8 protein-coding genes and 2 tRNA genes are annotated in these 12,994 nt (G+C 50.9%); 7 read left to right on the forward strand and 3 right to left on the reverse strand.

Going from position 1 to position 12,994, the window contains the following annotated elements; genetic code table 11:
• Nucleotides 1–20: 20 nt before the first annotated feature.
• From pheT to Q8K39_RS19525, 3 genes are read left to right on the forward strand one after another with little or no spacing between them, the layout of a single operon-like run.
• Complete coding sequence (gene pheT / locus Q8K39_RS19515; RefSeq protein ID WP_305262791.1) at nucleotides 21–2,447, forward strand: phenylalanine--tRNA ligase subunit beta; 2,427 nt, start codon at nucleotides 21–23, stop codon at nucleotides 2,445–2,447.
• Between the two features lie 42 nt (nucleotides 2,448–2,489).
• Complete coding sequence (locus tag Q8K39_RS19520; RefSeq protein ID WP_110253938.1) at nucleotides 2,490–2,903, forward strand: integration host factor subunit alpha; 414 nt, start codon at nucleotides 2,490–2,492, stop codon at nucleotides 2,901–2,903.
• An 8-nt stretch (nucleotides 2,904–2,911) separates the two neighbouring features.
• Complete coding sequence (locus tag Q8K39_RS19525) at nucleotides 2,912–3,286, forward strand: MerR family transcriptional regulator (protein WP_305262792.1); 375 nt, start codon at nucleotides 2,912–2,914, stop codon at nucleotides 3,284–3,286.
• 75 nt (nucleotides 3,287–3,361) lie between these two features.
• On the opposite strand, the gene Q8K39_RS19530 is transcribed toward Q8K39_RS19525, so the two are convergent.
• Complete coding sequence (locus tag Q8K39_RS19530) at nucleotides 3,362–5,350, reverse strand: methyl-accepting chemotaxis protein (RefSeq protein WP_305262794.1); 1,989 nt, start codon at nucleotides 5,348–5,350, stop codon at nucleotides 3,362–3,364.
• A gap of 199 nt (nucleotides 5,351–5,549) precedes the next feature.
• Between Q8K39_RS19530 and Q8K39_RS19535 the strand changes: the two genes are divergently transcribed.
• From Q8K39_RS19535 to Q8K39_RS19550, 4 genes are read left to right on the forward strand one after another with little or no spacing between them, the layout of a single operon-like run.
• A complete protein-coding gene (locus Q8K39_RS19535) occupies nucleotides 5,550–6,275 on the forward strand; it encodes a TetR/AcrR family transcriptional regulator (protein ID WP_305262795.1) in 726 nt (241 codons plus the stop codon).
• Nucleotides 6,276–6,294: 19 nt separating this feature from the next.
• Nucleotides 6,295–7,713 carry an efflux transporter outer membrane subunit gene (locus Q8K39_RS19540; RefSeq protein WP_305262796.1) on the forward strand — a complete coding sequence of 473 codons (1,419 nt, stop codon included), beginning with the start codon at nucleotides 6,295–6,297 and terminating at the stop codon, nucleotides 7,711–7,713.
• A 29-nt stretch (nucleotides 7,714–7,742) separates the two neighbouring features.
• Nucleotides 7,743–8,960, forward strand: coding sequence for an efflux RND transporter periplasmic adaptor subunit (locus tag Q8K39_RS19545; protein ID WP_305262798.1), 1,218 nt, complete (start codon nucleotides 7,743–7,745; stop codon nucleotides 8,958–8,960).
• Nucleotides 8,961–8,969: 9 nt separating this feature from the next.
• Entirely contained in the window at nucleotides 8,970–12,122 is a 3,153-nt protein-coding gene (locus Q8K39_RS19550) for an efflux RND transporter permease subunit (protein WP_305262800.1), read from the forward strand.
• A gap of 516 nt (nucleotides 12,123–12,638) precedes the next feature.
• On the opposite strand, the gene Q8K39_RS19555 is transcribed toward Q8K39_RS19550, so the two are convergent.
• A tRNA-Asn gene (locus tag Q8K39_RS19555) sits at nucleotides 12,639–12,714 on the reverse strand.
• A gap of 183 nt (nucleotides 12,715–12,897) precedes the next feature.
• Nucleotides 12,898–12,973: transfer RNA gene (locus tag Q8K39_RS19560), tRNA-Asn, on the reverse strand.
• Nucleotides 12,974–12,994 lie beyond the last annotated feature (21 nt).

The following is a 12,994-nucleotide window of genomic DNA, read 5'->3' on the forward strand; positions in this document are numbered from 1 at the left end:
CAACATTAGACTGCTGAATTATGCAATTTTCTGAAAACTGGCTACGTACCATGGTCGATCCGAAGATGACTTCGGATGAGTTGTCCCATATGCTCACCATGTCGGGATTGGAAGTCGAAGAGGTGGAGCCAGTTGCTCCTCCATTTAATAATGTCGTCGTCGCGGAAATTCGCGAAATCGCCAAGCATCCAGATGCTGACAAACTCAATGTCTGTCAGGTCGATGTAGGCACGGGCAGCTTGCTCAACATCGTCTGCGGCGCACCGAATGTACGCGTAGGCATGAAAGTGCCTTGCGCCATGGTTGGCGCCATCCTGCCACCTGGCGCAGATGGCAAGCCATTTGAAATCAAGATAGGCAAACTGCGCGGCGTTGAGTCCTACGGCATGCTGTGCTCTGCCCGTGAATTGAAATTGTCGGAAGACCACGGTGGCTTGATGGATTTGCCATCTGATGCGCCAGTCGGTCAGAACTTCCGCGATTACTATCAACTCAATGACCTGAAATTCACCATCAAGCTGACACCGAACAAGGCAGACTGCCTGTCCGTACTCGGCGTGGCGCGTGAGGTATCTGCCTTGACAGGCACAGCCATGCACTTGCCGGAAGCAGTTGTATTGCCGGTGACTTTGCAAGAAACTCTGCCTGTCAAAGTCAGTGCGCCTGACCTGTGTGGTCGTTTCGCCGGTCGTGTTATCCGTGGCGTCAATGCCCGTGCCGCGACACCAGAATGGATGAAGCAAAGATTGGAACGCAGTGGTCAGCGTCCTATCTCTGCATTGGTCGATATTTCCAACTATGTCATGCTGGAACTGGGCCGACCTTCCCACGTGTTTGATCTGGACAAAATCCATGGTGGCCTGGAAGTGCGCTGGGGCAAGGCAGGTGAATCGCTGAAGCTCTTGAATGGCAATACGGTTGAAGTGGATGACTGGGTTGGCGTTATTTCTGATGATAAAGAAATTGAATCCCTGGCCGGTATCATGGGTGGTGACTCGACATCCGTGACTCTGGATACGCAAAACATTTATCTGGAAGCCGCTTTCTGGTGGCCACAGGCAATACAGGGCCGTGCCCGTCGTTTTAATTTCTCCACTGATGCAGCGCACCGCTTTGAGCGTGGTGTTGACTTCGCCTCCATCGTTGAACACATAGAGCGCATCAGTGCCCTGATTGTGGAAATTTGCGGTGGTAGTGAACAAGTCAAGCTGGGGCCGGTAGATGACCAGATCGTCAATCTGCCACAACGTCCGCCAGTCAAGCTGCGTACCGCGCGCGCCGTGAAAGTCATCGGTGTGGCGCTGGATGATGCCAGGATTGCTGACATTTTCACCCGCCTGGGTTTGCAATTCACCCAGCAGCCAGGTGAGTTCCTGGTGACACCGCCATCTTATCGCTTCGACATAGAAATCGAAGAAGATTTGATCGAAGAAGTCGCGCGCGTGTATGGCTTTGAAAATATCCCTGCATTGCCGCCTGTAGCTGCAAATGCCATGCTGATTGCACCTGAAAACCAGCGTTCGCTGTTTGCCGTGCGTCGCCTCGTGGCTGACCAGGATTATCAGGAAGTCGTGAATTACAGCTTCGTTGAAGAAGCATGGGAAAAAGATTTTGCTGGTAATGATGCGCCAGTTAAGTTGCTTAATCCTATCGCCAGCCAGATGAGTGTCATGCGTACCAGCATGATAGGTAGCTTGGTAGCGAATACTCGTTACAACCTGAACCGCAAACTGAATCGAATACGCATTTTTGAAATCGGTGCAGTGTACTTGCAAGATGCCGGCGTGCAAGATGGTCCGCTGGAAGTGGCTGGTTACAGTCAGCCCAAGCATTTGGCAGCATTGGCATATGGCCCGGTAGCAGAAGAGCAGTGGGGGCAAGATACCCGCAACGTCGACTTCTTTGACATCAAGGCAGACCTGGAAGCCCTGTTTGCGCCTGGTTCCTTGCGCTTCGTCAAGAATGAGCACGTCGCCCTGCATCCAGGCCGCAGCGCCAATATAGAATTTGATGGTAAAGTCATCGGCTTTATTGGCGAGTTGCATCCACGCCTGCAGCAAAAATATGACCTGCCTTTGGCACCGGTAGTATTTGAAGTTGACGTTATAGCCTTGCAACAAGTGCAAGTGCCCTCATATCAGGAAATATCCAAGTTCCAGGCCGTTACTCGTGACTTGGCTTTAGTTGTCAAACAGACAGTTGTAGTGCAAAATCTGCTGGATGTTTTCAAGCGCGAAACGCAGCAAAACGAAGTCTGTAAAATTGTGCAAGGCTTTGTTTTATTTGATGAATATCGTGGAAAAGGTCTGGAAGCGGATGAGAAAAGTCTTGCTTTCCGCTTTAGCTTGCAAGATACTCAAAGTACCCTGCAAGACGATAAAGTAGAGGCCGCGATGCAAGCCCTGGTACAAGCCGCAAGTCAGCAATTTGCTGCCAAACTGCGTTGATCTTGTCTGTATTTGTTAGTATTAATTGAGAAGAGTTTCTAAATGAATGATGTGATTTCCGCCGAGTTTCAGTCGGTGCTGGATGCTGATTTGAATCGCGCAATGCAGGAAGCCAGGGCGCGGTCACAGGCGGAAAAGGAATTGCCTACCTTGACCAAGGCAGAATTGGCCGAACTCCTGTTTGAACATGTAGGTTTGAACAAGCGCGAAGCCAAGGACATGGTAGAAACTTTTTTTGATGAAATCCGTGATGCACTGGAAAGAGGCGAAGCCGTCAAATTGTCTGGCTTTGGCAATTTCCAGTTGCGTGACAAACCGCAACGTCCTGGTCGCAATCCTAAAACCGGTGAAGAAATTCCTATTACTGCACGTCGTGTCGTTACTTTCCATGCCAGCCAGAAACTCAAAGGCATGGTCGACGATGTCGGTAATCAACCTCTTGCCCATGCTGCCTGATATTTTCCATGACTGAAATCAAGATTGAGTCTTTTGTACTGCCGCCTATTCCGGCCAAGCGGTATTTTACGATAGGCGAAGTTGGTGAATTGTGTGGCGTCAAACCGCATGTTCTGCGTTATTGGGAGCAGGAATTTACACAACTAAAGCCTGTCAAGCGTCGCGGTAACCGTCGTTATTATCAGCATCATGAAGTTTTGCTGATACGCCGTATCCGCGAATTATTATATGAGCAGGGCTTTACCATCAATGGTGCCAGAAACAAGCTCAACGTCAACGGTGGACATGCCGAAACAGCGGTGCAAGAGCCAGCAGACGAGCCTGTAAATCTGCATCAGATCAGGGATGAATTGCTCTCCATACTGACTCTCCTAAAAGTCTGAAATAAACCGCAAAACCAAAAAAGCCACCAGTGCATATGTCTGGTGGCTTTTTTCTATGGTAAGTTGCTTGTTGCCTTATGCAGCCAGTTTTTTCTTCTCAAGCGCTGCCAGCATAAAGCTGTCATTTGAACTGCTGGCCAGATGCAGGTGCTGCGCATCAGTAACCAATGGCAATGTTTTGAAGACGCTGACTGCTGCACCGAGTGAGGCGGCCTGTTCTTCCAGTTTGGCGGTAGATTCACTCGCCATTTCCACCAGTCGGGTATTATCCTGAGTGATTTCATCAATGTCGGCAATCGCCTGATTGACGTCTGAAATACCCATGCTTTGCTCCTGGCTGGCCTTGGCGATTTGCTTGATGAGTTCTGTGACCACTTCCACATTGTCGGCGATATTGCGCATGGTCTGGCCTGCCGTATTGATCATCTTGCTGCCAGCTTCCACTGCCTGGCCGGATGAGGCAATCAGGCCTTTGATTTCTTTGGCGGCATTGGCGCTGCGCTGTGCCAGGTTGCGTACTTCTGCAGCGACTACCGCAAAGCCACGGCCCTCCTGGCCAGCCCTGGCAGCTTCCACCGCTGCGTTGAGGGCCAGGATATTCGTCTGGAAGGCGATACCATCCATGACGCCGATGATTTCAGTTATTTTCTTGGTGCTGGCAATGACGGTTTGCATGGAGAGGATGCTGCTATCCATGACTTGCAGCCCATGTTGCACACGCTCTGCCGAGCTATGCATGAGACTATTGGCTTGCGCCAGATTGCCAGCGTTTTCAGAAATAGTGGCTGCCAGTTCATCAATTGCACTGGCAGTTTGTTGCAGGGATGCTGCCTGGCTTTCCGTGCGGTTGGCCAGGTCCGTGTTTTCATCGTGAATTTCCCTGGCAATGATATCCACGGTTTGCGCGCTCAGACGAATATTGGCAACCAGATTGCTTAATTCCATATTCATTCTGCCTACCGCATTGATCAATTGTGCCAGTTCATCCTTGCTCTTACTACTGACACGGTTTTGTAAATTGCCTGCTGCAGTTTCTGCTACTGCCTGAGCCAATATCTTCAAGTCCGTCGTTAATGCCTGATAGATTGCCATCAAAAAATAGCTGGCTATCAGCAAGAGTAAAATAATGCCCGCTGACATTTGCCAGGCTTGCTGGCTGGTTTTATTAATTTCATGCTCGAGATTATTGGCAATGAGCTTGGCGACCGCCGTTTTCGTTGCATGCAGTGTATTCAAATTGTCTGTGCCTGCCTGCAGGAATGCGTTGCCGTTACTTTGATTGACAGATGCCAGTACTTCATCCTGCGAGCGCACAAGAAATTTTTTTGCATCCGCTACGCTGGTTTGCGCGCCGATGTCTGCCAACCCATATTCCTTGTTATGCACCCCCAGGTTTTGCATGCTCGATGCAAGCTCAGACAAGTTAAGCTTTGCCAGCATGTGCAGGGAATTTAGCATCACATCTTCACCTGCTTCGAACAAACCTGTATCAATATACGCTGCACCACGACCTGCGATGATGGATAACTTTTCTTCTATTTGGGGCAGGGTAGTGAGATAGATGTTGACCAACTGGTTGGTTTTTAAATCACTATCCAGCGCTAACTTTGAATTATTGGCAATTTCTTTAATTTCAAGCTCAATGGCATTCAGCAAGCTACTATGTTCGGTGAAACTTTCAGCAGCTTTAAATGTTGCCTGCTTTGATGCCAGAGTGGACCATAGTTGATTGCTGACGTTATTTTGGCCTGCTTGCTTGAACAAATTTTCTATCTTTCCCTGGTTTTCACTGATACTGCTGCCCACTTGTTTATTGCCGAGCAGGCGCATGTGCTGCAGGGCGCGCTGTTTTTGTATCAGCAGACGCAATTCATTTTTGGTCGCAATTATTTTGATGGCAGCCTGCTTTTCCTGGATTTGCAAGACATCTTGCCGCAGATTATGGAATAGCAGTGCCAGCACGACGAGTAGGGGGATCGCAAATGCCAGAGCGACAAAACCAAGCTTGTGAGCAATCTTGAAATTGCGCAAAAGGCGGATGGCGGGGGAGGTAAGTAAGGTCACTTTGAGATATCAAATGAGTTTGTGAAAGCGTTTAGTGCGAAGCCTAAACCGTGAATATGACTATGCCGTGACAGTTGGCAACATCCTTGTTGTGAGCAGGGCTATCCCATTTTGCAATGGTATTTCTATTTGATAACGTCTTTTGTTTTTGCGGTGCTAGTTAAATCAAACGTTTGATTTATGTGCTAGTATTCCCGGAATGAAAACATCCAGCAAAAAAAAAGTTGCCAAGCGACAAATCCAGCCAGAGAGCCAAGTCGCCACGGCCGACGGAAAAATATTGCGTGTTGATGGCCTGGAGGCGCGTATGCGCCTGCTGGATGCCGCCCTGCAATTATTTGCCGAAAGAGGTTATGCAAAAACATCGACCAGGGAGATTGCCAAGGCCGCCAATGTGAATATTTCTGCGATCAGTTATTATTTTGCTGATAAAGCTGGCTTATATCGTGCCGTGTTCAATGATCCGCGCACCAATCCAAATGTTGATCCAGCCATATTCGAACAGGATGGAGCCGATTTGCGTTCTACACTGGCCGCCTTGATCTGTACGTTTACTGACTCTTTGAAGCAGGGGGAGCTCGTGCAAACTTGCATGAAATTGCATTTTCGTGAAATGCTCGAACCTACTGGTTTATGGCTGGAAGAAATCGATACGGCCATCAAGCCTTCTCATCTGGCCATGGTCAAATTCTTGTGCAGGTATCTGGGTATCAGCAAGGCAGACGATGATGTACACAGACTGGCGATTTCCATCTCTGGCCTGGCCATTTCTTTGCTGATCAGTGGTGATGTGATACAGGCGATCCGGCCCGCTTTGATTGCCAAATCCAAGGCAATTGATGCCTATGCTTCGCGGCTGGTGGATTATGCCATCGCCATGTGTGAAGATGAAAAACGCCGCCGGCTCACAATGAATTCTGATTAACCATATCTTCGACAACGACATGACTATACGACATTTCATCCTTATCCCGGCCATTGCAGTGTTGCTTGCTGCATGCGCTACGACAAATCCTACTGCGTCGAGTTCAGCCAGCTTGCCAGCACACTGGCAGGCTATCTTGCCCTCCGAAGAAAAAAACACGGAATTGCGCAATTGGTGGCAAGCGCACGGCGACGCCAGTTTGCTGGAGTTGATTGAGGCCGCACAAAAAGTCAGCCCTTCGCTGTCGCAAGCATGGTCGCGCATGGAAACAGCCAGGGCAGCCAGAGTTGCAAGTGGTGCTGCTTTGCTGCCTTCGGTGGATGCGGTGGCGAATGCAACGCGTGCAAAGAACCAGCCGGGCATGCCAGTCGCTACTACCGCGCAGGCAGGTTTGCAAACTTCCTGGGAACTGGATTTGTTTGGTGCTAACCGTGCCAATAATCAAGCAGCCCAGGCTGAGCTGGAAGGCAGTCAGGCGCTCTGGCATGATGCCAGGATATCGGTGGCGGCAGAAGTGGCGCAGTTGTATTTCTCGGTGTTGAGTTGTCAGCAAGTGGCAGACCTGAGCTGGCAAGATGCCAAGTCACGTGCTGAAACTGCCAGGGTAACAGAATTGAGTGTCAAGGCAGGCATGTCAGCCAGTGCCACCTCAGCACTGGCGCGTGCCAGTGCGGCTGAAGGTAATAGCCGGGCCATACAGCAAGCCGCATTATGTGATCTGGATATCAAAGCCCTGGTGGCACTGACTGCCAGGCCCGAGCCTGAATTGAGGCAGCTTTTGGATGGCGCCAAGGCAGGTTTTAGAAACTTGTTGCCACTGGCTGTGAGCAGTTTACCTGCGCACTTGCTGACACAACGTCCTGACGTATATGCTGCCGAAAAAGATGTGGCCGCTGCCAGCTCACAAGTAGGCGCCGCCGAGGCGCAACGCTACCCGCGCCTGAGTCTCAGCGGTTCTATAGGAACCATGCGCTATAAGAATGGCGGTAGTGATACCCGCATGGATACCTGGTCAGTCGGGCCACTGGCATTGACCCTGCCCATATTCAATGGCGGCCAGACTAGTGCCAATATTGACGCAGCCAAAGCACGTTACCAGACGGCCAGCAGCAATTATCACGGCAAGGTCAGGCAGGCAGTACGCGAGGTTGAAGAGGCGTTGGTGAACTTGAATAGTACCGATGCACGTCGCCTTGATTCTGAAATTTCAGCAAGGGGTTATGAACAAGCCCTGCAGGCGACAGCGGTACGCTACAACAAGGGCATGGCCAGTTTGCTGGACCTGGAAGATGCAAGACGCACAGCCTTTGCTTCCCAGTCTGCCCTGATCACACTGCAACTTGAAAGAAATCGTGCCTGGATCGCCTTGTACAGGGCGCTGGGCGGTGGTTGGGACTTGAGCGCGCAAGCAGCCAGCCAAGCTAAAACAAATTCCTGAATTTAAAAATAATAGAAAGCGTATTCGACATGAAGAAACTTATTTCACGCAAACCACTATCTCTGAGCCTGGCTGGCATGATTGCCCTTGGTGCTGGTGGCTTATGGTTGTCCGCCACTTCCAATGCTGCCGATGAACCTGCCAAGGCCGCCAGTGCAACTGCCACGGCTGCCAAAGTCAAACCAGCTTTAACCGTCACCACCACCAAGGCCACTAGCGGCAACCTGGTCATCAAACTGACAGCCAATGGTAGCGTCGCTGCCTGGCAAGAGGCTTTGATAGGTTCTGAGGCATCTGGCCTGCGCATACAGGAGTTGCATGCCAATATCGGTGATGTGGTACAGCGTGGGCAGTTGCTGGTCAGTTTTGCCAGCGAAGCTGTGAGGGCCGATCTTGCATTGGCGCAGGCCAGCCTGGCAGAAGCGCAAGCCAATCTTGCAGAAGCTGCGGCGAATGCCGAACGTACCCGTGCCTTGCAAACCAGCGGTGCGCTGAGTGCTCAGCAAGTCGGTCAATACCTGACAGCAGAACAAACTGCCAAGGCTAGGGTGGAGTCTGCCAAGGCAGGCGTTGATGCCCAGCAATTGCGTATGCGTCACACGCGGGTCGTTGCGCCTGACAGTGGCATCATTACTGCACGCGTGGCTACCCTGGGTTCAGTCGTCGGTAACGGAGCAGAACTTTTCCGCATGATACGTCAAGGCCGTCTGGAATGGCGGGCCGAAGTGACAGCCAGTGAAATGGCAAAAATAATGCCGGGCACAGAGGTCGTTGTGACTGCACCAGGTGGTGCGCAATGGAAGGGTAAGGTCAGGGTAGTGTCACCTACGGTAGATGCGCAAACCAGAATGGGCCTGGTCTATGTTGACCTGGTGCCAGATACAAGTGCTACAACGGCAGCCAAGCCACAACAAGCCACAGCCTCACTGGCATTCAAGCCAGGCATGTATGCCAAAGGCGAATTCGTCATGGGCAGTTCTCAAGCCCTGATCATACCTCAGCAAGCCGTGGTGGTCAGAGATGGTTTCAGTTATGCCTTCCGTTTAAATGCGGATAGCCGGGTTACGCAAATCAAATTGCAGACCGGACGTCGCGTGAGTAATGCGCAAGGCGATTTGGTTGAGGTTGTCTCTGGTTTGAATGCGGATAGCACTATAGTCTCCAGCGGCGCAGGCTTCCTTAATGATGGCGATACGGTAAAAGTGGTGGCTGCAGTCAAGTCAGCCAATGCCGCCGTCAAAAACTAAGGGGCTCATGTGAATTTTTCTTCACTCTCAATTAAAAATCCCATACCAGCGATCATGCTATTTATCTTGCTGACGCTGGCAGGGATATTGTCGTTCCGTTCCACCATCGTGCAGGATTTTCCTGATATCGAGCTGCCTATCGTCACCGTCAGTGCACCTTTGTCTGGTGCCGCACCAGCGCAGCTGGAAACGGAAGTCGCCCGCAAGATAGAAGATGCAGTGGCTTCCCTGCAAGGTGTAAAAAATGTCTACACCAAAGTGCTGGATGGTAATGTTGAAGTTACTGTGGAATTCGTCCTGGAAAAAGTAATTTCAGATGCAGTCAATGAAGTGCGCGATGCCGTGGCAACCGTGCGCGCAGATCTGCCCAGCGAAATGCGTGACCCTACTGTGACCAAGGCATCCACTGCTGGTCGCGTCATCATGACGTACACAGTGGAAGCTGCTGAAGACGGCAAGGACAGCAAGGTAGTCGCTGGCGAAAGCAGTAAGCCAGATGCACAAGAGCTTAGCTGGTTTGTCGATAACACCGTAGCAAAGCGCTTGCGTGCTGTCCCTGGTGTCGGCGCAGTCAGGCGCATGGGCGGCGTCAGCCGTGAAGTGCGGGTAGAGCTTGATACCAGCAAGATGGCCGCATTGAATGTTGCTGCTGTAGATGTGTCGCGTCGTTTGAAGCTGGTGCAGCAAGAAGCTCCGGGTGGCCGTGGCGATGTCAGTGGTGCCGAGCAATCGGTACGTACCATTGCTACTGTCAAGACCGCGGCTGAACTGGCCGTGCTGGATATCCCATTGCCAGATGGGCGACATATACGCCTTGATCAGGTGGCGCGCGTGCTTGATACCGTCAGCGAGCCGCGTTCTGTCGCTACGCTGGATGGCAAGCAGGTAGTTGGCTTTGAAGTATTCCGTACCAAGGGTGCCAGTGAAGTTGATGTGGCCAAAGGTTCGCATGCAGCAGTCGATGAATTGCAGGCTGCCCATCCGAACATGAAGTTTCACCAGGCCATAGATAATGCCCAGCCAGTAGAAGAAAATTTCGATGGCTCTATGGACTTGCTGTATGAAGGTGCCTTGCTTGCCATCCTGGTGGTCTGGTGGTTCTTGCGCGACTGGCGTGCGACTTTGGTGGCGGCTGCGGCCTTGCCTTTGTCTGTGATACCTACTTTCCTCGGTCTCAAGTATTTTGGTTATACGCTGAATACTGTGACCTTGCTGTCACTTGCTTTAGTGGTAGGTGTGCTGGTCGATGATGCGATTGTGGAAATTGAAAATATCGCCCGTCATTTACACATGGGTAAAACCCCGATGCAGGCAGCTATGGAAGCGGCGGATGAAATTGGTATGGCTGTTATCGCCACCACCTTTGCCCTGGTAGCCGTGTTCTTGCCGACTGCTTTCATGGGAGGCGTGCCGGGATTGTTCTTCAAACAGTTTGGCTGGACGGCAGTGATTGCGATTCTGGCTTCGCTGGTGGTGGCGCGTTTGCTGACGCCGATGATGGCAGCTTATATCATGAAGGCACCGAAACGCGGAAAATCAGGTGAGCTTGAAGGTGTGCATGGTCAAAAAGATGGCTGGATTATGACGCATTATATGAAAACCATGCAATGGTGTTTGCGTCATCGCCTGGTCACCATGATAGCCGCAACCTTGTTTTTTGTCGGTTCGATTGCTTTAGTCGGTTTGCTGCCAACGGGTTTTGTACCTTCAGCTGATCGTGCCCAGACACAAATCAATATAGAGCTGCCACCTGGCAGTACACTCGCAGAAACCCGCAGCGTTGCTGAGCAGGCCAGGGTTGCCATCATGAAGAACAAAGAGATTATCAATGTCTTCAGTTCTATCGGTGGCGGTTCCAGTGGTGATGCCTTTGCCCCTGGGGCTGCGGCAGAAGCCAGGCGTGCAGTGTTGACTGTGACAGCCGTGCACAGAAACAAACGCAAGGATTCGATTGCCGATATCGATGCCAAAATCCGTACTGAGATTGCCGATATTTCTGGTGCCAAGTTCAACGTGGGTCCGCCAGACACCGGCGTCAAAATGCAACTGGTCTTGCAAAGTGAAGACCCTTTGGCCCTGGTCGAAGCAGCACAAAAAGTCGAGCGTGAATTGCGTACGCTGAAAGGTGTGGGTAATGTCAGTTCCAGTGCTTCGCTGGTACGTCCTGAGATCATCGTGCGGCCAGATATGGCGAGGGCAGCGGATCTTGGAGTGACTGCGGCGGCCATAGGTGAAACAGTACGCGTGGCAACCGCTGGTGATTATGACCAGGCTTTGCCCAAGCTGAATCTGTCGCAACGCCAGGTGCCTATACGCGTTAAATTGCCAGACAGTTTCAGGGCTGATCTGGCTGAGATAGAACGCCTTACCGTGCCTGGCAAGAACGGCCCTGTCATGCTGGGTAGTGTTGCCAGTGTCACCATGGAATCCGGCCCTGCACAGATAGACAGACTCAATCGCAAGCGCAATGTGACCCTGGATGTGGAGTTGGGTAGCCGCCAACTCGGGGAAGTCAATGAAGAAGCGCGCGCCTTGCCCAGTATGAAAAACCTGCCACCGTCAGTCAGCATTGCTGAGCTTGGTGATGCGCAAGAGATGCAAGCCCTGTTCGCCAGCTTTGGTATCGCCATGCTGATCGGTGTATTGTGCATCTATGGTGTGCTGGTACTGTTGTTCAAGGACTTCTTGCAACCGGTGACTATCCTGGCGGCACTGCCTTTGAGCATTGGTGGTGCCTTCGTGGCCTTGCTGGTGACTGGTCGTGCCTTGTCGATGCCATCCATGATAGGCCTGATCATGCTGATGGGTATCGTGACCAAGAACTCCATCTTACTGGTAGATTATGCCGTCCTGGCAAGAGAAGCAGGCATGAGTCGTTTTGATGCCCTGGTTGACGCATGCCACAAACGCAGCCGTCCCATCATCATGACCACCATTGCCATGGGTGCAGGTATGATGCCATTGGCGCTGGGTTGGGGTGCTGACCCCAGTTTCCGTTCGCCAATGGCGATTGCGGTGATTGGCGGCTTGATTACTTCAACGCTTCTAAGCTTGCTGGTGGTGCCTGCCGTTTTCACTTACATTGATGATTTTGAGCACTTGCTGGGAAAAATCAGGGGATGGTTCAGAACTAAATCAACAGTTGCTGCACCAGCCAAATAAGCCTGATTCTTCCAAATTTAAAAAGCCAGCTACGAGAGTTTGTAGCTGGCTTTTTTTCATTCAGGCTCTGAACTGTATATTTTGAAATCGTGGGGCAATAATTTTGCCTGCCCCTTCGGGTTCAGTTTTGATTTTCAAAAGCGACGTGGAGATAAGCATAGCTATTGCTTCGTCAATGCGCTCTATAGTTTTCTGTATATGACACAGAATGAAATTCCGTAGCAATTCAGTAGCTTTGAGAATTGAGCTGCAGTTGAAAAAATCGAGCTGAGCTTGTTTGACGAATTGCCGGAGGGGATTTGCTGCGCAAGGAGGGGGAAATACGTGTACGAATTTATTTGACCGGGATAGTACGTCAACCGGAATGTCGTCGATTGAATCTCTAGCTTGATATTTACGCCGCGTACATAAAAAGACTAGCTCCTGAAATTCTGTCTGACCTGTTTGCCGTGTCGTATAGGAGCAGGGCGGAAAAAAAAGAGTTACTGGCCTTGGCAAGTAACTCTTTTCTAAATTTGGCTCCCCGACCTGGACTCGAACCAGGGACCTGCGGATTAACAGTCCGTCGCTCTACCAACTGAGCTATCAGGGAATAGAAGATATGATGATCTTCACTAAACTTTTAAAACTATCTTTTTTGGCAGTGATTTTTGTCAAGTTCACTACTCACTTCAATTCTGTGTTGCAAACTACGCTATTCACTACATTGCCAGTCAAATCTGGCGGAAAAAAAAGAGTTACCAGCTTTAGCAGGTAACTCTGCTTTCTCTAATTTTGGCTCCCCGACCTGGACTCGAACCAGGGACCTGCGGATTAACAGTCCGTCGCTCTACCAACTGAGCTATCAGGGAATAGAAGATATGATGATCTTC

Source organism: Undibacterium sp. (assembly GCF_030683615.1).
Lineage (GTDB): Bacteria > Pseudomonadota > Gammaproteobacteria > Burkholderiales > Burkholderiaceae_D > Undibacterium > Undibacterium umbellatum.

Coding starts and splice junctions, on each gene's coding strand:
- Q8K39_RS19545 (WP_305262798.1), top strand. CDS start 7,743: ATGAAGAAACTTATTTCACGCAAACCACTATCTCTGAGCCTGGCTGGC.
- pheT (WP_305262791.1), top strand. CDS start 21: ATGCAATTTTCTGAAAACTGGCTACGTACCATGGTCGATCCGAAGATG.
- Q8K39_RS19540 (WP_305262796.1), top strand. CDS start 6,295: ATGACTATACGACATTTCATCCTTATCCCGGCCATTGCAGTGTTGCTT.
- Q8K39_RS19520 (WP_110253938.1), top strand. CDS start 2,490: ATGAATGATGTGATTTCCGCCGAGTTTCAGTCGGTGCTGGATGCTGAT.
- Q8K39_RS19525 (WP_305262792.1), top strand. CDS start 2,912: ATGACTGAAATCAAGATTGAGTCTTTTGTACTGCCGCCTATTCCGGCC.
- Q8K39_RS19535 (WP_305262795.1), top strand. CDS start 5,550: ATGAAAACATCCAGCAAAAAAAAAGTTGCCAAGCGACAAATCCAGCCA.